This is a genomic window from Streptomyces sp. NBC_00582 (genome assembly GCF_036345155.1).
In the GTDB taxonomy this organism is placed as follows: domain Bacteria; phylum Actinomycetota; class Actinomycetes; order Streptomycetales; family Streptomycetaceae; genus Streptomyces.
Genome location: NZ_CP107772.1, coordinates 258,715 through 280,874, shown reverse-complemented (window position 1 = coordinate 280,874; position 22,160 = coordinate 258,715). Strand labels below are relative to the sequence as shown.

Sequence of the window (22,160 nt, the reverse complement as noted above, 5' to 3'; positions counted from 1 at the left end):
CGCACGGAGGTCTTCGTGTCCCACCGTAATGCCCGGCTGACCGTTCACGGCAGGCGCCTGCTCGTCGAACGTGTCTGCGGCGGCCGCCCCGTCGCGCACGTCGCGGCCGAAATGGGCATCTCCCGCGCCACCGCCCACAAGTGGATCCGCCGCTGGCGGACCGAGGGCGAACAGGGGCTGCACGACCGCTCCAGCCGCCCCCGCACGACACCACACCGCACTGCAGCAGCGGTCGAGGCCCGGGTCTGCCTGCTGCGGCAGGCACGCAAACTCGGACCGGCTCGCCTCGGACCGATGCTGAACCTGCCGGCCTCGACGGTGCACCGCATCCTCACCCGCCACGGCCTGAACCGCCTGGCCTTCCTGGACCGCCCCACCGGTCAGGTCATCCGCCGCTACGAACGCGACCGGCCCGGCGAACTCATCCACGTCGACGTCAAGAAACTCGGCCGCATCCCCGACGGCGGCGGCCACAAAGTGCTGGGCCGCCAAGCCGGCCGTGCCACCCGCAGCGGGATGGGCTTCGACTACGTCCACTCCGCCGTCGACGACCACACCCGCCTGGCCTACAGCGAGATCCACGGCGACGAGAAGGCCGCCACCTGCGCCGCCTTCCTGCGCCGGGCCGCGGCCTTCTTCGCCGACTGCGGCATCGACCGCATCGAGCGGGTCCTGACCGACAATGCCTGGCCCTACCGCAAGAGCTTCGCCTGGCAGCAGGCCCTGGCCGACCTGGGCGCGAGCCGCAAACTGACTCGCGCCTACCGGCCGCAGACCAATGGCAAGGTCGAACGCTTCAACCGCACCCTGCTCGACGAGTGGGCCTACCAGCGGCCCTACACCAGCAACACCGAACGCACGGCAGCCCTGGCAGACTTCCTCCACACCTACAACCACCACCGCTGCCACACCGCACTCGGCGGCCACCCACCGATCAGCCGTGTGAACAACGCTTCGGGTCAATACACCTAGTCAGCGAGGGCGAGAGCCCGCGACGCACAGCGCTGTCTCAAGCGCAACATCTCTCCCCAGAAATTCAAGATCCTTGAGCGAAGGGGCAGCCGGATTCGGCCGAACTCCATCAAACGACTTGACATGACATAGCAGCCTCGGGGGGATCATGTGACCAGTTCCCAGTTCCCAGTTCCCAGTTCCCAGTTCCCAGTTCCCAGTTCCCAGCTCGCCGCTTGTGACCACTACACACTCGTCCAGCAAGGAGTTACACCGCCTTGGAGCCCACCGAATCGACCGACCTGCAGTTTCCTCCCGCAGAATGGACCGGCATATCCGATCGGGACCGTCTCGCCTACGCGTACAGCTGCTCAGGTAATGAACCCTATGAACTCGGCGAAGAGTCCCAGCACCAGCCCGGAATCCCGCAGGGGCAGATTCACGAGCACCGGCTCCGCGACTGCACTGTCTACCCCGGGGTCCCGCACCACTACTGGGTCTACGTTCCCGCCCAGTACGACCGCAGCGCCGACGCCTCACTGCTGGTCTTCTTGGACGGCCAGATCTACCTCGGCCCGGAAGTCAACACACCAGCCGTGCTGGACAACCTCATCGCCGCCGGCGACATACCCAGCACGATCGCCGTCTTCGTCGATCCCGGTCTCAACGGGCCCGGCCTGCCGGTGTACGGCGGATCCGACAACAGGAGCCGGGAGTACGACTCGCTCGGTGGCGACTACGCGAAGTTCCTCCTGGAGGACCTGCTCCCCGGTATCGAGCAGAGCTACCGCATCACCGCCGAGCCCACACGCCGCGGGATCTGTGGGATCAGCTCGGGCGGGAGCTGCGCATTCACTGTGGCATGGGAGCGCCCAGACGCGTTCGGCAACGTCATTAGCCACTGCGGCAGTTTCACGAACATCCGAGGCGGTCACGCCTACCCGTCCCTGATCCGGCGAAGCGAAAAAAAGCCACTGCGGGTGTTCCTCCAGACCGGACACAAGGACCTCAACATCGTGTTCGGCGACTGGGAGATCGCCAACCGTGACATGGCCGCGGCCCTCCAGTATCGCGGCTACGACTGCAGGCTGGAAGTTGGCCAGGGAGGGCACTCACCCATGCATGGCGCCGCGATCCTCCCCGAAACCCTCCGATGGCTCTGGCGCGACGACGACGGCGCCCGAAACAACCTGCGGGAAGCAGACGGGGCTTCGTGGACCGCTGGCCACTCCCAGTCCGGGACGCCGTAGGCGGCCCGCTGGTGGTCCGGCGGGTCAGGCCGCAGGCTTCCACACGGGACGCGGGACGCGGAGGCGTCGCAGCGGGACACCAGTGCGGCCTCGGAGGCCCGATTGGCGCCCAGCGCCGTGTCTTCCTTCGCCCGGAAGCGCCGGAAGAAAGCGCCCGGGGAGACCCCGGCCGCGGCACGAGATGTCATCACCGTCGTGCGTTCGAAACCCTGCCATTCGACGAGGCCTATCGCGGCGTCCTCGATCTCGGTCTGAGCGACGAGTCGGCGACGCTCCTGTAGGTCCGGCCGGCCACGCCTCCCTATGAAGCTGGCACACGCCATGTTGACAGTGACTTCCAGCTTTGCAGGCGTCCGCCCGTCGGCAACGTGTCCCCCTTGTAGTGGATCACGGTCCCGGGCGGCAGGTCTCGGCTGCCCGTTCCTCGCAGAGGCTTGTGGTCGGCTGGAAGCGAGACAGCGATGGAGCAACCGGGTCTACCTGACTCCGCAAAGGCGTTTTTGCCCGGCGACAGGTTCGACGAGGCCGCTACGGCCAGAGCGACCGTTGACGGGCATGGCACGGTGACGGGGTGGAGCGAGGGTGCCCGCAGGCTGCTGGGCTACTCACCCGCCGAGGTGGTCGGAAAGCCGGCCACCCGCCTGCTCGATCAGGATGTCCCCGCGGAGTTGGTGAGGGGAATCGATGTCCTGCCGCGGTGGAGCGGCACGGTGGCGCTGCGGCACCGGGACGGGCACCGGGTGGAGGCTCGGGTGCTGGCTCACCATCGGCTGGAGGCCGACGCGGACCCCGGCTGGTTCCTGGTCTCCCCCCTCGACGGGGAGGCTGCCGGCCTGTGGGACGAGTCGCTGGGGGTGTGGGCCTTCGAGCAAACGCCCTGCGCCATCGGTGTTCACGACATCCGCTTGCGCCGTCGTCGTGCCAACCGCGTCGCCGAAGGCGCGACGTCCCTACCCGAGAGAGAGTGGCGCGGGCTGCGGGTCCCGGAACTCGCGCCCCATCCCAGCAGCGACCGACTCGAGAGAGCCATGGCGCGGACGCTGGAGACCGGCGAGCCGCAGTACATGGAGGCCTATGGGCGGGTTCCCGGAGAGTCCCGCGAGCACGCGTGGTCCCAGCAGACTTTCCCCGTGCGGGACCCGAACGGCGTTGTGCGCGGCGTGGGTGTCACGGCGCACGACATCACGGAGCAGTACTGGGCCCGCAAACGGCTGCAGACGCTCAACGACGCCAGTGTCCGCATCGGCAGCACCCTGGACGTCGTCCGCACGGCCGCGGAGCTCGCCGCTGTCACCGTTCCGGAATTCGCCGACCTGGTCGCCGTGTCGCTGCTCCCCGACCTCGATGGCGCCGAGGCGACCGGCCCTCCGGGCGAGGCCCCTGGACCGCCTCCGGGGTGCCCGGTCCGGTTGCGCCTCGTCGCCCATAAGCCAGCGATCTCGGGACCACCCGAGGCGGCCTTCGCACTCGGCGATGTCGTCTCCTACTCGGGTGACTCCGCGACGGCGGAGTGCCTGGCCACGGGGCGGGCTGTGCTGCGGGCCCCGTACGACGCGTCACTCCTCGGCAACGCACTCCTGGAGGCGGAGGTACGCGCGCTCGGTGTCCATTCCGCCATGGCCGTGCCGTTGCGGGCCCGGGGTGCCACCCTGGGGGTGGCGGTTCTCGTCCGTCACCGGACGCCGGATCTTTTCGACCAAGACGATCTGCTGCTCGCCGCGGAGATCTCCGCACGGGCCGCCGTGGCCATCGATAACGCCCGCCGCTACACCCGTGAGCGCGACACGGCGGCGACTCTCCAGCGCACTCTCCTCCCGCAGCGGCTGCCACGTGCGGCCGCCATGGACGTGGCCTCCCGCTATCTGCCCGCCGGCGGACCCGGAGGAGCGGGGGGCGACTGGTTCGACGTAATCCCCCTGTCCAGTGCCAGGGTCGCACTGGTCGTCGGAGACGTGGTCGGACACGGCGTGCAGGCGTCAGCGACCATGGGACGCCTGCGCACCGCCGTGCGCACCCTCGCCGATGTCGACCTTGCACCGGACGAACTGCTCACGCACCTCGACGACCTGGTCGTCCGGCTCTCCGCCGAGGCCGACGGCACCACACCGGACGACCAGGCCGCGGAACTCGCCGGCGGTTTCGGCTCGACGTGCCTGTACGCCGTCTACGACCCCGTTTCACGTGTCTGCACGCTTGCCAGCGCCGGCCACCCCGGGCCGGCCGTCATCAGACCCGACGGCACCGTGGACATTCTCGAGTTGCCCGTCGGTCCACCTTTGGGTGTGGGCGACCTGCCCTTCGAGGCCACCTCGGTCACCCTTCCCGAGGGCAGTGTGATCGCGCTCTACACCGACGGCCTGATCGAAACCCCCGACCATGACCTCGCCAAGGGCTTCACCAGGCTGCGCACATCGCTCGCCCAGCCCGCCGCCGACCTGGACGACCTGTGCGACCGGCTGCTGGGCGCGCTGCCCCCCGCCGAGCGTCACACCGACGACATCGCGCTGCTGACCGCCCGCACCCGGGTCCTGGGACGCGTCGCGACCTGGGACCTGCCCGGGGACCCGGCCATCGTTGCCAAGGCCCGCAAGCTTGTGGTCGCCCAACTGGGCGCATGGGGCCTGGACGAGGACTCGTTCGTCGCCGAACTGCTGGTCAGCGAACTGGTGACCAATGCCATCCGGCATGCCGCTCCTCCGATCCGGCTGCGGCTGATCCACGAGCGCCACCTCACCTGTGAGGTTTCCGACGGCAGCAGCACCGCCCCTCACCTCCGCCGCGCCCGCGCGAACGACGAGGGGGGCCGCGGTCTGCTGCTCGTGGCCCGGCTCAGTCGAGGATGGGGCACGCGCCACAGCCGTAGCGGCAAGACGATCTGGGCCGAGACGACCCTGAGTTGCACCGTGCCCGGCACCTGACACACGCGATCATTCCTCTGGCCAACCAGCCGACGGCTACCAGGAGTGGGAATTCCTGATCACGGTCGTACTGCACTGGGACATCTCCGCCGAACGCGCGGCACAACTCCTTGCCGTAGCCGATGATCGAGGCACTGGCGTCGAGGACGAGAACACGCAAGCTGCTCTGCTGCAGGGTCTCACTTCATTGAGGCGAGGCCGTGAATAGTCCGGTACGGACAAGCCATACGTGGGCCGCTGTGCCGGGTGCGGCGCAGACGACGCGGCAGAGGCCGGCGTGCTGCTCCGCAGTGTGTGGGGTGGCTGGGTGACCGGGCATCAGATTGAAGTCGAACGTGTCCGCGAACGCGAACCCGACGATGGAGGCGCCGTGGGTGTCGGTGTACTGGCGGTCGATGTCCATGTCGGTGCAGTGGCGCAGTGCCCCCAGGACCGTGGGCCCTGTCAGGAACGTGTCCGCGCGGTCCGCCTCCGTCCGCGGCGGGAGGGTTCGGCGGTGTCGCCGCCTCCGGTCAGGGCCAGGGCGGTTCCCTGGTCGGCAAGGGGAGTGCCGGAGCCGCCTTCCGCCTCCCTGTCGGCCCTGAGGTCACGGCGGGTGAGCCACCGGTCGATCCCCACGTTGAGCAACAGGCACACAGCGCCCCAGCCGACGATCGTCGCCAGGTGGCCGCCGATGCCGGCGCCGTCGAAGTAGACCGCGGCGCGGACCACGTCGACCGCGGCGGGCAGGGGCAGGACGTCGTTCAGGTCGCGGAAGACCTCGGGGACCATGTACAGGGAGATGGCTCCGCCGGAGGCCGGGATCCCGATCATCAGGGCGATCACCAGCACGGGAATGACGCCGGCGATGCCGAGGGTGCGGGTGAACACCGCGGTGAACAGCGAGATACTGAAGATCGTCAGTGCTCCGAAGCCGACCATCGCCCAGCCATGGCCGTTGATCGCGCCGATCAGGACGTCGAACAGCACCCACAGCCACACGGCCATGCCCACCGCCCAGCCCGCCATCATCGGCAGGAGCTGACGCAGCCGCTTGATCTCCGGTGCGCCGCCGCGCAGTGCCGCCATGAGCACGAAACCGGACATGATCCACGACATGGCCACGTACATGCTGTTGCTGCCGTTGGAGTCGGAAGCGTTCAGCGGCTTGATGTCGGTCATTTTCAGCGGCATCTTCTGGCTCTGTGCGATCTGCTGGAACATCCCTCGCAATGCGTTGTGCTGGCCAGCTCCCGCCGCTGAGGAGGTGTAGAGGGTCGCCTCGCCGCCCTTGGTGGTGGGCAGCACGTACACGCCGACGAAGTCGCGCTCGCGGATCTGGTCGGTGGCCTTGTCGACGGAGGTGCTGGTGGTCAGGGAGACCAGGTCGCCCAAGCCGTTCTGCAGCCCCTTGGTCGCCTGCTCGGCCTGTTCCTGTGAAGCGCCGACGACCACGACGGGGATGTCCCGGATCTCCGGCTGGTGCAGCGAGGCGCTCATCATGCCGACGACGACGGTGAGGATGGCCAGCGGGAAGGCGGCCACGGCGAAGTACCTCAGCCGCTTGGAGCGCACCGGGCCACCGGACATCGCGGGCCGCGGGGCGTCGGGGTTGCCAGACTCCGGGGTGTCCGCGAGGACGGCACCCTTGCGGCGCTCCAGCAGGACGGCGAGCGCGAGAGCGGCGACCATCCAGACGGCGAGTGTCAGCAGGTGATCACCCACTCCCCGGCCGTCGAAGTAGAGGACCGACCGAAGTGCCTCACCCGCGGCCGGCAACGGCAACACGTTGTGCAGGAAGCCGAAGAAGCTCGGCATCGCGTGGATCGGCGTGGCGAGGTTCGAGGAGGGCACGCCGAAGACGACCCACAGCAGCATGCCGGGCAGCACCGCCAGCCCGCCCAGGAACCTGGCGAACAGCAGCTGACCGATACCCACGGCTCCCGTCGCCAGCAGGCCGATCCCGACGAACGCCAGGTAGTGACCATCGACCGCCCCCACGATCGGCCCCAAAATCAGCCATGTCACGGTGCTGGTCACCACCGCCCAGCCGGCCAGCAGTGGCAGGAACCTGCGCAGGACGAGCAGGTGGGGTACCGCCGTGAGCATCCCGCTCAGCGGGACGTACCCGACCATGATCATGCCGATCGCGGCGAGCAGTACGGCGATGCCCGCGCTGTCGCCGGAGGGCAGCGGCGCGATGTCCTGGTTCTTGGTCGTCCAGTCGTGGCCCGCCGCGACCGGGGCCAGGATCTGTTTGACCATTCCCGCCTGCGAGGCACCGGCTCCCTGGGCGGTGTAGACGGTCGCCTCCGTGGCGCCGCCCGTGGGAATCAGCAGTACACCGGCGACGTCACGGTCCTTGAGCAGGTCGAGCGCCTTCCCACGGTCGGTGACCAGCCGGGGATCGGCGGCGCCGTCCTGAACCGACTTCAGTTCGTTGACGACGGACTCGGCCACGGCCCCCGAGCCGACCACGGCGACCGGCATGTCCTGGGTCTTCGGTGAGTGCATGGTGCCCATGTAGGTCGCGTACATCATCGTGACCATGAGGAAGGGAATCAGGAAGAGAAAGGCGCGTTTGATCATCTCTCGCTTCCGGTCCGCCTCGGGCGAACCCGCTTCGTGGCCGCTCGCCTCGGCGACGGGGGTCGGTGTTTCCATGACGTGCTCCTGATGGGCGGGACTCAGAGTGCGGAACGTGAGCTCTTGTCCGGTTTGTGGTTGAGGTCGGGGAAGGACCAGCTGGCCTTGAGTGGGGCCCCGCCCGGCAGGTCGAGGGCTTCGCGGAGGTCGCGGGCGCGCGTCGCGGGCCCTCGACGGCCGGCGGTGAGGATCTGCTGACAGGTGGTGGCAGGCGTCCTCGGGCAGGGCGCGGTCGGCCCGAAGCCGCTGCATGGCATCGGCCGAATGGGTAGTCGATGCTGTGGCAGACCGCCCCTCCGGTGATGACGGCGACCTAGTCGTTCGCGATGCGCATGCGTTCCTGCTTTTGTCTGGAGCTACCAGAATTGAAGGACATAAAATATGTCAGAGTCCGTCTTTGGCTGTTGAGGTGCATTCTCGGCTGGGAACCTGAATGCACAGCAGACGGGCAACTGATTGGAATGGTGAACGAGATGCGTCCACCCGAAGAAAGTGATGAGCGGTTTAAATTCGTGGATCAGAAGGGGCTGCAAACCGTCCCGTCGCGGTTGCAGTCCCATGGTGCGTCGGCTTGCGTACTTTTGTCTGCCGTCGGGGCGGTGATGATGACTGCGCAGCTAGCGGAGACCATGGCGAGTCCTGTGGCGAGCCGCGTGAAGAAGGGAGATTTAGCGCTTCGAACGGAATTCATGGAAGGGTCCTTGTCTGTAAATAGCGTGCATCGAGCCACGGGAGTGAGAGTCATTTCAGGGTCCACCCCATTCTAGGAGTGGTTTCCCGGGCGCCTCCTGTACCCCGGAAGTGAGTTGGGAGGTGGCGATTGCTACTGGAGTACTAGCCGGTCCTCATCCGGAGGATTCGGGGGTCTGGCCCGCACGGTACGTCGCGGCACGGTTTACTTTCGGCCTTGCGGACGCCGAATACGTTGTGGGCCGCTCAGCGCCTGCAGGTCTACCCCTCGCCCAGGAGTGTGTTCCACATGGTGGCGGACCGCGCGGACAAGCCGGACGAGAGGCGTGGCGATGCCGTGTGCTAGGAGATGGTCTTCGCCGACTCCGACGGCTTGGCCGGTTCGTGCGTCGGGACGACGTCGGTCTGCTGGCGGGGCAGGAAGGCGGCGAGCGCACAGCACAGCGCGGCGGCGCCGGCGCCGATGGCCAGGACGGTTTTGAAGCCGTTCTCCGACGGCAGGGCGTGGCCTGCGAAGTCTGTGGTCATCTGTGCCAGGACCACGGCGATGACGGCGCTGGAGAAGGAGGTGCCGAGGGAGCGCATGAGGGTGTTGAGGCTGTTGGCGGCGGCGGTCTCGGACACGGGTACGGCGCCCATGATGAGCGCGGGCATGGCACCGTACGCCAGCCCCATGCCCGCGCCGACGATGCAGCCGACCACGACCAGCTGCCAGATCTCGGCCATCAGCACGGTGCCGGTCCCGTAACCGGCGGCGACGATCAGCGCGCCGGTCATCAGGGTGACCTTGGGGCCGCGTGCCTTGGTGATGCGGGCGGAGAGCGGGGCCGCGGCCATCATCACCAGGCCCATCGGGGCCATGGCCAGACCGACGGTCAGCAGGTCCTGGCCCATGCCGTAGCCGGTCTGCTCGGGCAGTTGCAGCAGCTGCGGCATGACCAGGGACAGCGCGAACATCGAGAAGCCGATGGCGACGGACGCGAGGTTGGTGAACAGCACCTGGCGACGGGCGGTGGTGCGCAGGTCGACCAGCGGCGCACTGGTGCGCAGTTCGAAGCGTCCCCACAGGAGCAGCACGATTGCTGCGGCGGCGAACAGGCCGAGGGTGGTCGTGCTGCCCCAGCCCCAGTCGGCTCCCTTGGACACGGCCAGCAGCAGACAGACCAGTGCGGCCGAGAGGCCGACCGCTCCCACTAGGTCGAAGCGGCCGCCTGCGCGCACCTCGGATTCGGGGACGATCGTCACGACAAGGACGACGGCTAGGACGCCGAGGACCGCGGAGGCCCAGAAGAGCACGTGCCAGTCGAAGTGATCGGCGATCAGGGCAGCCGCGGGCAGCCCCAGCGCACCGCCGATGCCGAGGGACGCGCTCATCAGGGCGGTCGCGCCGGGCAGCCGCTCGGCGGGCAGTTCGTCACGCATGATGCTGATGCCGAGTGAGATGGCGCCGGCGGACAGCCCCTGCAGCACCCGGCCGATGATCATCGGGGTGAGGGAGTCGCTGAGGCCGCAGACCACCGAGCCGGCCACGAGGAGGGCGAGGCTGACCAGCAGCATGCGCCGCTTGCCGTACATGTCACCGAGTCGCCCCATGACGGGGGTGGCGACGGCGCCGGCGAGCAGTGTGGCGGTGATGGCCCAGGCCGTGTCCGCCGGGGAGGCGCCGAGGAGTTCCGGAAGCTCGGGGATGAGGGGGATGACGAGGGACTGCATCAGCGAGACCACGATCCCGCCGAAGGCGAGTGCGGCCACGACGGCGTTCGCGCGTGAAGGGGCGGACACCGTCGTGGCCGGCTGGGTTGATGCTGGGGACATGGATGGGCCTCTCGGACGGGGCGACGGGCAGGGACGTGCGAACTCGCGGAAGTGACGCGGCTTATGGGCGAGGCGGCGCTCCCCGGGGAAAGTCGGGGAGCGCCGCCAGGGCCGGGCGGAGGCCCGATCGCGGTGTCGGGGAGTGTGTGGCTACTCCTTCAGCCGGATGGCGGCTGCCGGACAGAGTGCCGCGGCCTCCCGCACGCCATCGTGCAGTTCGGCGGTGGGGGTCTCCGTCAGCACGATGGCGATGCCGTCCTCGTCACGCTGGTCGAAGACCTCGGGCGCGGCCACGACGCACTGTCCCGCGGCGACGCACTTGGGCTCGTCGAATTCGATGTGCATGGTCCTCTTTCCTGGTTGTAGGTGGGGGATTTCAGGGCTGGTCCCAGGTGACCGGCAGGCGCTCCGGACCGCGGGTGAGTACTCCGGACTTCCAGACGACGTCCGCCTCGGACTCTTGGAAGCGCAAGTTCGGGAAGCTGGTGAGCAGGGTGCACAGGGCCACCTGCAGTTCCACCCTGGCGAGTGGGGAGCCCAGGCAGTGGTGTGCGCCGTGCCCGAAGCCGAGGTGGGCGGCCTCGCGGCGCTCCAGGTCGAGCTGGTGGGGGCAGGTGAAGACGGACTCGTCCCGGTTGGCCGAGTGCAGTGCGACCACCACGGGCTCGCCGGCCCGAACCGTCACCCCTCCGACCTCGACGTCCTCCATGGCGTAGCGGGCGAAGGCGGTGCCGACGGTCATCGGGACGAAGCGCAGGAGTTCCTCCACCGCCTGCGGTATCAGGTCGAGATCGGCACGCAGGGCGGCGAGCTCTTCGGGGTGGGTGAGCAGCACATACAGGAAGTTGGTGATCTGGGTGGCGGTGGTCTCGAAGCCGCCCACGAGGAGCCCGGAGAGCATGGTCTGCAGCTCACCCTCGGAGAGCCGGTCGTCCTCGTCCCGTGCGGCGACGAGGTCGCCGATCAGGTCGTTGCGGGGAGTCTCGCGGTGTTCGGCGATCAGGCAGGCCATGTACCCGGTCAGGGCGGCCCGGTGCTTCGCCGCCTCATCCGGCGTGTACTTCGTGGTCGAGATGAACGCCTCCGTCCATACGTGGAAGTCGCCGCGGTCCTCGAAGGGCACCCCGAGCAGGGTGCTGATCACGTTGACCGGCAACGGCGTGGCGAAGTCGGTGACCAGATCGGCGGTGTTGCCCTTGGCGAGCATCCCGTTGGCCAGTTCGGCGGCGATCCGCTCGATCCGGGGCCGCCATTCCTCGACCCGTTTGACGGTGAACGCCTTGGCCGCGAGCCGGCGCAGGCGGCTGTGCTCCGGCGGATCCATGATCATGAGTGCGTCCGGCGGGGTGGGGAAGGACCGCATGCGCGGTTCGTCGTGCCGCAGGCTTTCGTTCCGGCTGAAGCGGGGGTCACCGAGGACGAACCGCGCGTCCGCGTAGCGGGTGGCCAGCCAGGCGGGCTCGCCGTAGGGGAGCTGCACCCGGCTCAGTGGCTGCTCCCCCCTCAGAGCGGAGTACAGAGGGCTGAGATCGAGCTTCTCGGCCGTGAACGGGTATGTGGCGGGCTGGGTGACCGGCATGGACGACTCCTTGAGAGGGCAAGGCATCTAATTGAGATGACGCTATCGGTTATATCCTCGGTTGAGAAACTCAGTGAGGTGTCTCATGGATAGTGACTATCGGTTGATAAGGTGGAGCGGTGACTGCCGAAACTCCGCGTCGACTGCGCGCCGACGCCGCCCGCAACTCCGAGAAGATCCTCCGGGCCGCGCGCGCGATCTACGCCGAGAGTGGCCCTGACGCCTCGCTGGAGGAGATCGCCCGTCGCGCCGGTGTCGGCATCGCGACGTTGTACCGGCGGTTCCCGAACAAGGAGGAACTCGTCCGGGCGGCGCTGGAACAGAAGATCACCGAGGAGATGTCGCCCGCGATCAGCGGAGCGCTCGCTGACAGCGACCCCCTGCGCGCGCTCGCGACCCTATGGGAGGCCTCGGTCTCCTTCGCGGCGCAGGAACGAGACCTCCTCGGTGCCGTGCGCGACTCGGGCTCCCTGGCCTCCGAACTCTCCGAACCGTTCTACGAGGCCCTGATGGTGGTCACCCGACGGGCACAGATCGCCGGACGTGTCCGCGCCGACCTCGTTCCCGACGACCTCCACCGGATCACGGTGATGCTGCTCAGCGTGCTGCACACGGTGCAGCCCGGCAGTGCCGGCTGGAAGCGCTACATCACCCTGATGCTCGACGGCCTCGCGCCCGCGCAGCCCACCGTGCTTCCTTCGCCCGAGCCGCTCAGGCAGTGGCCGACGCGGGGTTCCCGGCCCGCCTGACAGAGGGCGGCAGCCGAGTTCGGCCGGCCTGTCCTCTGGAGGGGCCGTGGGACCGGCGGCGGGGGTGGCTGGACCGCCGGTCCCACGGTGCGCCGCCCGACCTGTCCGGCGGTGTGGCGGCGCTGGAGGGGCGCCTCCGCGGTGGAGGCCGCCCGTCTGTGGGTTTCTTGCCTACCAGGTGACCGGCAGTTCGTGGACGCCGAAGGCGGCCATGGTGCCCCGGAACGGGATCTCTTCCAGGGGCACGGCCAGGCGGAGGCCGGGCAGCCTGCGCAGCAGCCGGGGCAGCGCCTCCGTCAGTTCCACCCGGGCCAGGTTCTGGCCGAGGCACTGGTGGATGCCGTAGCCGAAGGCGATGTGGCCGCGGGTGCTGCGGGTGATGTCGAGGGAGCCGGCGTCGTTCATGAAGGAGGGGTCGTGGTTGGCGGCGGGCAGGTTGACGGCGATGATGTCCCCGGCCTTGACCTCCTGGCCGCCGATGACGAGGTCCTCGTGGGCGGCGCGCCAGATCATGTCCTGGGCGATGGAGAGGTAACGCAGCAGTTCCTCGATGGCGTTCGCGACCACCTTGGGGTCGTCGCTCTCCCGGACCACGGCCGCCTGTTCCGGATGCTCCAGCAGGGTCAGCGTGCCCAGGCCGATCATGTTGGCGGTGGTCTCATGGCCGGCGATGAGAAGGACGAGGCCGTTCATGGCCACTTCCTCCGGCTTGAGTTCTCCCGTCTCCACGCGCTCGGCGATCAGCCGGCTGATCAGGTCGTCACCGGGCTCGCGCCGTTTGCGCTGCACGAGTTCCATCAGGAAACCGAACAACTCGGCACTGGCCTGGCTCTTCTCCTGCGGGGTGACGTCCGGCTGGTTGATCGTGATGCTGTGCTTCTGGAAGAACTCGTGGTCCTCGTAGGGGACCCCGAGCAGCAGGGAGATGACCAGGGACGGCATGGGAAGTGCGAAGGCCTCAACGAGATCGGCCGAGTCGCCCCTGGCGGTCATCTCGTCGATGAACCGGTCGACCAGCGCCCGCACCTGGGGGCGCATCGCCTCCATCCGCTTGACCGTGAAGTCCTTGGTCAGCATCAGGCGGATCCGGGCGTGCTCGGGGTCGTCCATGCGCGGAAACGCCGGAATCTGCTGTGCCGCGCCCGGGTACATCCGGGGGTAGCGGACGGTGTCGGCGCTGATGCGCTGGTCGGACAGGACGAACTTGACGTCCTCGTGGCGGGTGACCACCCAGGCGGTCTCGCCGTTCCACAGCCGTACCTTCTGTAGCCCGTCGCCCAGGCGCCATTGCTCGTACTCGGACGGCAGATCGAGCGGACAGCGCGAGGAGCGCGCGGCGGGGTAGGCCGGCAGACCGAGGTCGCCGGTCGGATCGGTGGCCGTGCTCATGGGTCCTCCAGTGGGGGCGTGGGGGTGTCGGGTACAGGGAGTCGCGGACGTGGCTATGCGACGGGGGAGCCGATGACGGCTTCCGTCCAGGCGGTGCCGGCCGCGACGAGCGAGCGCCAGGCGCGCACATCCTTCGGCGGCAGCCCCGCGGCGAGCACGCCGGTCAGCAGTTCGCCCCGGCGGTAGACGACGAGGAGACGCCGCGCGTCCTCGGCGGTCAGGACGAGCGCCTCGTCGTGGCCGCGCAGATGGCCGTACGCGTGGATCTTGACGTCGTACTGGTCGGACCAGAAGTACGGAACCGGTGCGAACGGCCGCCGCTGGTCGGGGGCGAGGAGGTTGCGGGCGACGGCCATGGCCTGCTCGGCGGCGTTCGTGCGGTGCTCGATGCGCATCGGTGTGCCGAAGAGCGGGTTGTGCCAGCGGGCCACGTCGCCGACTCCGTGGACGTCGGGCGCGGCGGCGCAGTACTCGTCGCACACCAGCCCGTCCTGGAGGGCCAGGCCGCTGCCGTCCAGCCATTCGGTGTTGGGCAGGGAGCCGATGGCCACCAGGACGTCGTCGGCGGGCAAGACGCTGCCGTCGGACAGCAGGACACCGGTGACCCGGCCGGCGGAGCTCTGGATCCCGTGGACCGAGGTACCGGCGCGCACGTCCACGCCGTGGGCCAGGTGTATCCGGGTCAGGAACCGCCCGGTGTCATCGCCGACGGCCTGGCCCATGGGGACCGTGCCCGCTTCCAGGAGCGTCACCGTGACGCCCAGCGCGCGGGCCGTGGCCGCCACCTCCGCCCCGATGAACCCGCCTCCGACGATCACCAGGCGCCGGTCCGGTCGCAACCGTTCCTTGAGTGCCAGCGCGTCCTCGACGGTGCGCAGCACATGCACGCCGGACACGCCGTCGCAGCCCGGCAGGCGACGGGGACGGACACCGGTGGCGACGACCAGTGCGTCGTACGGCAGCAGGCTGCCGTCGGCGAGGTGCACCTGGTGGGAGTTCCGGTCCAGAGCGACGGCGGTCGCTCCCAGGCGCAGGTCGAGGCCCAGGGCGTCGATGTCCGCCGCCGGGCGCAGCGCCAGACGGTCTGGCTGCCAGTCGCCCTTGAGGAGTTGCTTCGACAGGGGTGGGCGGTCGTAGGGGGCGTAGGGTTCTTCGCCGACGAGCGTGATCGCGCCCTCGTAGCGCGCCCGGCGCAGTGCCTCCGCCGTGGCCAGTCCGCCCGCCGACGCGCCGACCACCACGATCCGGTTCACGAGGCCGCCCCGCGGCCGGGTGCACCGATGCCGGCTGTCAGTTGCATCAGATGTCTCCTTTGCTGAGCCGTTGCGCTGACCGCTCGGCTCTCCGTACTGATAGTTACTCTCATCTAGTGAGGATTGCGAAACAACATACCTGAGAAGTAAGTGGCATTGGACCCGTCATCCCTGGGTTGTATCCGTAAGAACGAACTGAAAAGAGCCACGTGAAGTGCGGTTTCTACTCGTTGACGCCTACTTCCAAAAAACGATAGCTTCCAATCGTTTTAGCGGCTTCAGGCCCTGGACGTCATGGCGTGCGCCCCTGCGCCACATGGCGTTCCGCCCCGCCCCTCTCGTGGGCGGAGGCCAGTTCACTCCCGGAAAGAGGCGAAGGATGACTGAGGCGTATCGGAACCTGATCGGCGGCACGCTGCGACCACCGGAGTCGGGGCGATGGCTCGACGCGGAGAACCCGGCGACCGGTGAGGTCTGGGCGCGGATCCCCTCCGGCGACCAGGCGGATGTGGACGCCGCGGTCGCCGCCGCGAAGGAGGCCTTCCCCGGCTGGTCGGCGCTGCCGGCGGCGGTCCGCGGCATCTACCTGCAGCAGGTGGCGATGGCCTTCGCCGAACACGGTGAGGAACTGGCCCGTCTGGAGACCCGCGACAACGGCCGTCTCCTCGGCGAGAACATCCAACGCGCCGGAATCGGCATGGCGTTCGTGTGGAACCAGGCCGCGGGCCGGACGCTGGAGGCGGTCACCGGCCACAGCGTCGTGCTCGACCCGACCAGCTTCGGCTTCACCCGGCGCGAGCCCTACGGAGTCGTCGCGGCGATCGTTCCGTGGAACGCGCCGCTGGCGATGCTGTGCAACAAGGCCGCCATGGCGCTCGCCGCCGGCAACACGGTGGTCGTCAAACCCCCGGAGCAGGCGAGCGTGTCATCGCTGCGCTTCGCCGAACTCGTCGCCGAGGTGCTGCCGCCCGGGGTTCTGAACATTGTTTCCGGAACCGGCGAGGAGGTGGGCGACCCCCTCGTCCGGCACCGGGACGTCCGCAAGGTCACCATGACCGGGTCGACGCAGACCGGCCGGGCCATCCAGCGTGCGGCGGCCGACACCCTCACCCCGAGCATCTTCGAACTCGGGGGGAAGTCCCCCAACATCGTCTTCGCCGACGCCGACCTCGACGCGGCGGCGCAGGGCGTGACGGTCGAGTCCATCTTCACCGGCAACGCGGGACAGGTGTGCGTGGCGGGATCCCGGATCCTCGTCCAGCGGCCGGTCCTCGACGAGATGCTGAAGCGCATCCGCGCGATCGTCGAGGAGATCGTCCTGGGCGATCCGGCCGACGACGCCACCACCATGGGCCCCCTCATCTCCCAGGAGCAGTACGACCGTGTCGTTGGCTACCTCAAGGCCGGTGCGCAGGAAGCAGAGTTGGTCCTCGGCGGTCGGCACGGCCCGGAACTGGTCCCCGAACTGCCGGGGGGCTACTGGGTCGAACCCACCCTCTTCACCACCACGGACAACTCGCTGAGCATCTGTCAGGAGGAGATCTTCGGCCCCGTCGCCGTGATCATCCCCTTCGACACCGACGACGAGGCCCTGGCCCTGGCCAACGACAGCCGCTACGGCCTGGCTTCCGGCGTGTGGACCCGTGACCTGGCCCGTGCCCACCGCTTCGTCCGCGACCTCGACGCGGGCAACGTGTGGGTCAACGCCTACCGCCAGACGCGGTACGAGCTGCCGTTCAGCGGCGTGAAGGACAGCGGCTACGGCCACGACGCCGTCCTGGAGTTCACCCGGGAGAAGGCCGCCGTCATCAAGGCCTGATACCCCGGCACACATCCGAACCACGCCTGCCGACGAGCCCGTCGGCAGGTCTGCCCCACCACAACGCCCCCACCATAAGAAGGAGAAATCTCATGGGTGACATGGACGGCAAGGTCGCAGTGATCACCGGAGCCGGCGCGGGCATGGCCAAAGCCTGCGCGGAGCTGTTCGTCCAGCACGGTGCCAAGGTCGTCGCCGCCGACATCAGCGGAAAGGAGAAGGACACCGCGGCCGAACTCGGCGAGGCGGTCGTACCCGTCCACTGCGACGTGTCGCAGGAGGACCAGGTCGTCGCGATGTTCGAGACAGCGGTACGCGAGTTCGGCCGCGTGGACGCCGTACTGAACGTGGCCGGCATCGCCGACGGAGCACCGCTCGCCGACTCCACCCTGGAGATGTACGACCGGATCATGGCGGTGGACCTCAAGGGCGTGTTCCTCGGCACCAAGCACGGAATCCGTACCATGCGCGCCACCGGCGGCGGCGCGATCGTCAACTGGGCCTCACTTGCGGCCCTGGCCACCTCCGGCGCCTATGCCAGTGTCTACTCGGCCGCCAAGGCGGGCGTCATAGCACTGACCCGGGCAGCGGCGACCGAGTACGCCACCGACGGAATCCGCGCCAACTCGCTCTGCCCCGGCATCATCCTCACCGACATGGGCCAGAACGCGGTCCAGGCGGCACCGGAGAAGCTTCAGAAGCCTGCGATGCAGCGCGGCGGCACCCCCAAGGAGGTTGCCGAACTGGCTCTCTTCCTCGCCTCGGAACGCTCCTCCTACCTCACGGGGCTGGCCATTCCGATCGACGGCGGCTGGGGCTCGCTGCTCCGCTGAGTGCACCCGTCACCAGGCAGTGCGCGCGGTGACGCAGGGGAGCCGTAATACAAATCCTGGGAGTTTTCCGGGAGTCGGAGCGTTCGGCACGTGCGGCGGACGCTCCGGCCCCGGGCTGGTGCCGCGGATTCCCGGAGAACTCCCAGAACCTCTCCGAAACGTCGCATGCGCGGCGGACAGGCTGGGCGAGCCCAACGACACGCGGCCCCGCGCCGCGTGCGTCACCGAAACACAGCGGAGTACCACTGAGATGACTGCCATCACCGCCGAACCCGGGCAGGGAAGGTCGCCACAGGCCGCGCCCGCCCGACCCGAAAGCCCGTTGGAGAACGCCCTGGAGGGGGTGGCGGCCGCCCTGTGCGCCCTCATCGCCATGGTGGCCGTCTCCGCACTGGCCCTGTGGCTACTGGACGCGGAATCCCTCGGATCGCTGTGGTCCCTGGCGCTCACGGTGACGGCCATGGCCGTCGGGGGCTCGGTGAGCCCGGCGGCCTCCTCCGGGGCGGAGGGCTCCGGAGGGCTGTCAGGCCTGCTGGGCGGCGGTGGGCTGAGCCCGACCATGAGCGGCACGGTCGACGCCGTGCCGTTCGGGGTGACCCTGCTCGGCGCCGTGGTGCTGTGGCTGGCGTTCTCGTGGCGGATGCGGCGCCGGCCGTTCACCGCGGGTGAGCTGGCCGCGCGGACCGCCGGAGCTGCGGTGACGGCCCTGCTGGGCTTCCTGACCGTGGCCAGACTCGCGGAAGGCTCCTTCCGCATGCCGGCGTCCGCGATGAGCGGAATGCGCGGCGAGGACTCCACGTCAGGAGGACTCGGCATCGGCAACAGCCCGCTGGGCGAGCTGTTCGGCGGCGGACTCGGCCGGCGTCTGGGCGGGGGCTCCGCCATGTCCCGGGACATGGTGATGAACTATCAGGTCCAGGCCGGTTCGGCCGTACTGGGCGGGCTTTTGTGGGTGGCCGTGGTGATCGCCCTCGGCTGCCTGATCACCCGGCGGGCCCACCTGCCGCTGCCATGGCAGACCGGCCGACTGCGTGCCGCGTGGGCGCCGAGCGTCTCAGCGGTCGCGCGCATGCTCCTGCTGATGACCGTCGTTCCGCTGATCGCCGTCGTGTTCATCGGCATCGTCGTCGGCGGGAAGGGAGCGACCGCCGCCGGCGCCGCCCTCCTGCTGGCCCCCGACGCGGTGGTCGTCTTCGTGACCCTGGGCCTGGGCGTCTCCTGGACGGCCTCGACACACCAGGCGCAGAGCGAGGATGGTAACCCGCTCGCCTCACTGCTGCGCAGGCTGGGCGGCGCACAGGCGCAGGCGCGTCCAGACCGCGTCGAGCACCTCAGGGACCTGTCGGCAGGCGGCTGGCCGCTGTGGCTCCTGGCTCTGCTGGTGACCGGTCTCGCCCTGCTGGCCTGCGGTTACGCGGCGGCACGGGCCACAGCACGGACACCGGCCCACGCCCTGAGCGCCCACCGGACACGCCATGGGCAGCACCTCGCACCGGCAGCACGCCTCGGGGTCGTCCTGGGCGTGGTTTTGGGCCTGACGGCCTGGCTCACGCAGGCATCCGGCCAGATCTCGGCGACCATGTTCGGCAGCGAGATGGGCGGCACACAGGCCGGACTCAGCGGCAGCGTGCCGCTGGCCGCGCTGCTGGGGCTGCTCGCCGGAGCGGCGGCCGGCTTCGTGGGCAGTGTGCTGCACGGTCTTCACGGCGGGCAGACACCCCCATTCCGTACGATCCCGCGCAACACTCCGGTCGCCCCGGTCGGCGAGCCCCTCGCTGACGCCCCGGGAGCGACGGCACACGGCGGTGGATCCGCCCCCTTGGAGAACTCACTTGGCAACCGCTGACCGACCCTCCCCACCCGCGACGGACTCCTGGCTCACCCCTGTCCAGGACGACACGGCCGACGTGGACCTGCTGGTCGTCGACGACGAACCGACCGTACGGGAACTGCTGTGCGCCGCTCTGCGCCACGCGGGCTTCACCGTCGCCGCGGCCGGCACCGGACAGGAGGCCCTGGAGCAGGCGCGGGCCGTATCGCCCCATCTCGTCCTGCTGGACGTGATGCTCCCCGACATGGACGGCTTCGAGGTGATCCGGAGCCTGCGTGAGCGGCCCCGGTCCGGCAGGACGGCCGTGCGGGGACACATCCCGGTGGTGTTCCTGACCGCCCGGGACACGACGCGGGACAAGATCGAGGGCCTCGTCCTCGGCGGAGACGACTACGTGACCAAGCCGTTCGATCTGCAGGAGCTGATCGCACGCGTCCGCGCGGTGCTGCGCCGAACGAACGGCGACCCCGGCGCCGTACAGCGCGTGGCCGATCTGGAACTCGACCCGGAGGGAGTCCAGACCACACGGGCCGGGCAGCCGATACGCCTGTCACCGACCGAGTTCCGGCTCCTGCACACCCTGATGGCCAACGCGGGACGCACCGTCCCCAGAGCACTGATCCTCGAACGGGTGTGGGACTACGACTTCGGCGGTGACACCGGCATCGTCGACACCTACATCAGTTACCTGCGCCGGAAGATCGACAACGGTGGCCCGAAGCTGATCCACACGGTGCACGGTGTCGGCTACGTGCTGCGGGGCCCGAAGACATGACCGGTCGACGCATCCTTACGGTATGGGCGCAGGCCTCGCTGCGCAGCAGGGTGCTCCTGCTGGCGACGGCTCTGCTCGCGGCGGGTTTCACCGCGTTCAGTCTGGTCACCGGCAACGCCTTGCGCACCTACCTGGAGGACCGGGCCGACACCCAACTCAGGGCCGCCGCCCAGGTGTTCGCCCTGCTGCCACCGGGGATCGCCGAGAGTGGTGCCGAGCGGACTCCTCCGGCGGGCCTCGGCGACTTCAGCACCGAAGTCCTTGGCAACCCGGTCATCGCTTACGTCCGGGCTGACGGAACGAGCACGGGTAGCATCGACTCCCTCGCCGGAAAGCGCTCCGGCAGCTCACGCGGTCCGCGGCTGCCGAAGCTGGACTCCGAGGCGGTCACCGCCCGAGGAGGCCGCCCCTTCACCGTCGACAGCAGCCAGGGCGAGGGGCGGTGGCGGGTGATCGCCGTGCCCCGGACCGGCAACGGAGCCGCCCTGAGCACGCTTGGGGCGGCCCTGCCGGGCGACGGCGGCAGTGTGGTCGTGGCCACGTCCATGGACCAGGTGGACGCCACCGTGGACCGCATGTGGCGCATCTACGAAACCACCGGACTGGCCCTGCTCGGGCTGCTCGTTGCGGCCGGCTGGTTCGCCATGCGGTCAGGCCTGAAGCCCCTGTCCCGGATCGAACGGACCGCCGCCGAGATCGCACACGGGGACCTGACCCGCCGGGTACCGGCCCTGGCGGGGCCGAACACCGAGGTCGGCCGCCTCGCCACGGCACTCAACGGGATGCTCGGCCAGATCGAGGCCGCCTTCGCCGCCCGTGCCGAGTCCGAGGCGCGGATGAGCCGCTTCGTCGCCGACGCCAGCCACGAACTGCGCACCCCGCTGGCCGGCCTCAAGGGCCTCACCGACCTCTACCGCATGGGCGCTCTCCCCGAGCGCGAGGACATCGACGCCACCATGGCCCGCATCGCCCGCGAGTCCGAACGCCTCACCCGGCTCGTGGAGGACATGCTGCTCCTCGCCCGGCTCGACGAACAGTCCCTGAGAACCGCCGGCGGCGACCCGGGACAGGGAGCCGGTTCACCTGACCCGTTCCCGCTGGGCCTGGACTGCGCCCCGATGGACCTGCGCACCCTGGCGGCCGACGCCCTCCACGACGTACGGGCGCTCGACGCCGCCCGGCCGGTGACCCTCACCGGGCCGAACGGCGACGGCCCGCCGGCCGCCGCCCCCGCTCTCGCCGACGAGTCCCGCCTCCGACAGGTCGTCACCAACCTGATCGGCAACGCCATCAGACACACGCCACCCGGTACGCCGATCCGCATCGGCGTGGGCACCGACGGCGGCGACACGGTCCTGGAGGTCGCCGACGAAGGCCCCGGCCTCACAGAGGAACAGGCCCACCGCATCTTCGAACGCTTCTACCGCGCGGACACCTCACGGACCCGCGCCACCGGGGGAGCGGGACTCGGCCTGGCCATCGTCCAGTCGCTGGTCACCGCGCACGCGGGACATGTGGAGGTGCGGTCGGCACCGGGCCGGGGCGCCACCTTCCGCGTCCTGCTGCCCCCACCCCCAGACCCTCGCACCGAACCGCGCACCTCCGTGCGGCCCCAGGCGGCCGCCTCGGCCACCGGCGCGGCTCTCCGCTGTACCCCCCACTGATCCCCCCACATTCAAGGAG

General features: G+C 69.4%; 16 protein-coding genes and 1 pseudogene. 9 read left to right on the top strand and 8 right to left on the bottom strand.

All coding sequences use genetic code 11. From position 1 onward, the window contains the following. Positions 1–15 precede the first annotated feature (15 nt). Together OG852_RS01230 and OG852_RS01225 are read left to right on the top strand one after the other, a co-directional pair. Positions 16–972 (top strand): IS481 family transposase, encoded by a 957-nt coding sequence (locus OG852_RS01230; RefSeq protein ID WP_330346849.1) that lies wholly within the window; start codon positions 16–18, stop codon positions 970–972. 257 nt (positions 973–1,229) lie between these two features. Further along, the gene (locus tag OG852_RS01225; RefSeq protein WP_330346848.1) at positions 1,230–2,201 is read left to right on the top strand and encodes an alpha/beta hydrolase; all 972 of its coding nucleotides are present in this window, start codon (positions 1,230–1,232) and stop codon (positions 2,199–2,201) included. 131 nt (positions 2,202–2,332) lie between these two features. Here the strand turns inward: OG852_RS01225 and OG852_RS01220 are convergent. Continuing rightward, positions 2,333–2,524 (bottom strand): annotated as a pseudogene (locus OG852_RS01220) (hypothetical protein); the annotation flags it as partial. 138 nt (positions 2,525–2,662) lie between these two features. Between OG852_RS01220 and OG852_RS01215 the strand changes: the two are divergent. Continuing rightward, a complete protein-coding gene (locus tag OG852_RS01215) occupies positions 2,663–5,119 on the top strand; it encodes an ATP-binding SpoIIE family protein phosphatase (protein ID WP_133916168.1) in 2,457 nt (818 codons plus the stop codon). Positions 5,120–5,303: 184 nt separating this feature from the next. Here the strand turns inward: OG852_RS01215 and OG852_RS01210 are convergent, their stop codons facing one another. The 5 genes from OG852_RS01210 to OG852_RS01190 form a co-directional block, all read right to left on the bottom strand. Continuing rightward, entirely contained in the window at positions 5,304–5,540 is a 237-nt protein-coding gene (locus tag OG852_RS01210) for a Tn3 family transposase (RefSeq protein WP_330351373.1), read from the bottom strand. 23 nt (positions 5,541–5,563) lie between these two features. Beyond that, entirely contained in the window at positions 5,564–7,762 is a 2,199-nt protein-coding gene (locus OG852_RS01205; protein ID WP_133916169.1) for an ABC transporter permease, read from the bottom strand. A gap of 1,014 nt (positions 7,763–8,776) precedes the next feature. Further along, on the bottom strand, positions 8,777–10,249 hold the full coding sequence (locus tag OG852_RS01200) for an MFS transporter (protein ID WP_133916170.1): 1,473 nt from the start codon (positions 10,247–10,249) through the stop codon (positions 8,777–8,779). 150 nt (positions 10,250–10,399) lie between these two features. Continuing rightward, a complete protein-coding gene (locus OG852_RS01195) occupies positions 10,400–10,594 on the bottom strand; it encodes a ferredoxin (protein ID WP_133916171.1) in 195 nt (64 codons plus the stop codon). 31 nt (positions 10,595–10,625) lie between these two features. Further along, positions 10,626–11,828 carry a cytochrome P450 gene (locus OG852_RS01190; RefSeq protein WP_133916172.1) on the bottom strand — a complete coding sequence of 401 codons (1,203 nt, stop codon included), beginning with the start codon at positions 11,826–11,828 and terminating at the stop codon, positions 10,626–10,628. A gap of 119 nt (positions 11,829–11,947) precedes the next feature. Between OG852_RS01190 and OG852_RS01185 the strand changes: the two genes are divergently transcribed. Continuing rightward, the gene (locus OG852_RS01185) at positions 11,948–12,577 is read left to right on the top strand and encodes a TetR/AcrR family transcriptional regulator (RefSeq protein WP_208117309.1); all 630 of its coding nucleotides are present in this window, start codon (positions 11,948–11,950) and stop codon (positions 12,575–12,577) included. A 171-nt stretch (positions 12,578–12,748) separates the two neighbouring features. Here the strand turns inward: OG852_RS01185 and OG852_RS01180 are convergent, their stop codons facing one another. Next, positions 12,749–13,966 (bottom strand): cytochrome P450, encoded by a 1,218-nt coding sequence (locus OG852_RS01180; RefSeq protein ID WP_133916173.1) that lies wholly within the window; start codon positions 13,964–13,966, stop codon positions 12,749–12,751. 53 nt (positions 13,967–14,019) lie between these two features. Then, a complete protein-coding gene (locus tag OG852_RS01175; protein WP_208117310.1) occupies positions 14,020–15,219 on the bottom strand; it encodes an NAD(P)/FAD-dependent oxidoreductase in 1,200 nt (399 codons plus the stop codon). 379 nt (positions 15,220–15,598) lie between these two features. Between OG852_RS01175 and OG852_RS01170 the strand changes: the two genes are divergently transcribed. From OG852_RS01170 to OG852_RS01150, 5 genes are all read left to right on the top strand, one after another. Further along, the gene (locus OG852_RS01170) at positions 15,599–17,038 is read left to right on the top strand and encodes an aldehyde dehydrogenase family protein (RefSeq protein WP_133916174.1); all 1,440 of its coding nucleotides are present in this window, start codon (positions 15,599–15,601) and stop codon (positions 17,036–17,038) included. Positions 17,039–17,130: 92 nt separating this feature from the next. Next, positions 17,131–17,871, top strand: coding sequence for an SDR family NAD(P)-dependent oxidoreductase (locus OG852_RS01165; RefSeq protein WP_133916175.1), 741 nt, complete (start codon positions 17,131–17,133; stop codon positions 17,869–17,871). A gap of 250 nt (positions 17,872–18,121) precedes the next feature. Continuing rightward, positions 18,122–19,717 (top strand): streptophobe family protein, encoded by a 1,596-nt coding sequence (locus tag OG852_RS01160; protein WP_208117311.1) that lies wholly within the window; start codon positions 18,122–18,124, stop codon positions 19,715–19,717. Positions 19,718–19,778: 61 nt separating this feature from the next. Next, entirely contained in the window at positions 19,779–20,477 is a 699-nt protein-coding gene (locus OG852_RS01155; RefSeq protein WP_133916264.1) for a response regulator transcription factor, read from the top strand. Then, positions 20,474–22,141, top strand: coding sequence for a sensor histidine kinase (locus OG852_RS01150; protein ID WP_166663677.1), 1,668 nt, complete (start codon positions 20,474–20,476; stop codon positions 22,139–22,141). The genes OG852_RS01155 and OG852_RS01150 overlap by 4 nt, the downstream gene beginning before the upstream one ends. Positions 22,142–22,160: the final 19 nt, after the last annotated feature.

Bases quoted from the DNA above. Each gene is read 5' to 3' on its own strand.
- OG852_RS01215 (WP_133916168.1), top strand. From the start codon at position 2,663: ATGGAGCAACCGGGTCTACCTGACTCCGCAAAGGCGTTTTTGCCCGGC.
- OG852_RS01205 (WP_133916169.1), bottom strand. From the start codon at position 7,762: ATGGAAACACCGACCCCCGTCGCCGAGGCGAGCGGCCACGAAGCGGGT.
- OG852_RS01200 (WP_133916170.1), bottom strand. From the start codon at position 10,249: ATGTCCCCAGCATCAACCCAGCCGGCCACGACGGTGTCCGCCCCTTCA.
- OG852_RS01195 (WP_133916171.1), bottom strand. From the start codon at position 10,594: ATGCACATCGAATTCGACGAGCCCAAGTGCGTCGCCGCGGGACAGTGC.
- OG852_RS01190 (WP_133916172.1), bottom strand. From the start codon at position 11,828: ATGCCGGTCACCCAGCCCGCCACATACCCGTTCACGGCCGAGAAGCTC.
- OG852_RS01180 (WP_133916173.1), bottom strand. From the start codon at position 13,966: ATGAGCACGGCCACCGATCCGACCGGCGACCTCGGTCTGCCGGCCTAC.
- OG852_RS01170 (WP_133916174.1), top strand. From the start codon at position 15,599: ATGACTGAGGCGTATCGGAACCTGATCGGCGGCACGCTGCGACCACCG.
- OG852_RS01165 (WP_133916175.1), top strand. From the start codon at position 17,131: ATGGGTGACATGGACGGCAAGGTCGCAGTGATCACCGGAGCCGGCGCG.
- OG852_RS01160 (WP_208117311.1), top strand. From the start codon at position 18,122: ATGACTGCCATCACCGCCGAACCCGGGCAGGGAAGGTCGCCACAGGCC.
- OG852_RS01150 (WP_166663677.1), top strand. From the start codon at position 20,474: ATGACCGGTCGACGCATCCTTACGGTATGGGCGCAGGCCTCGCTGCGC.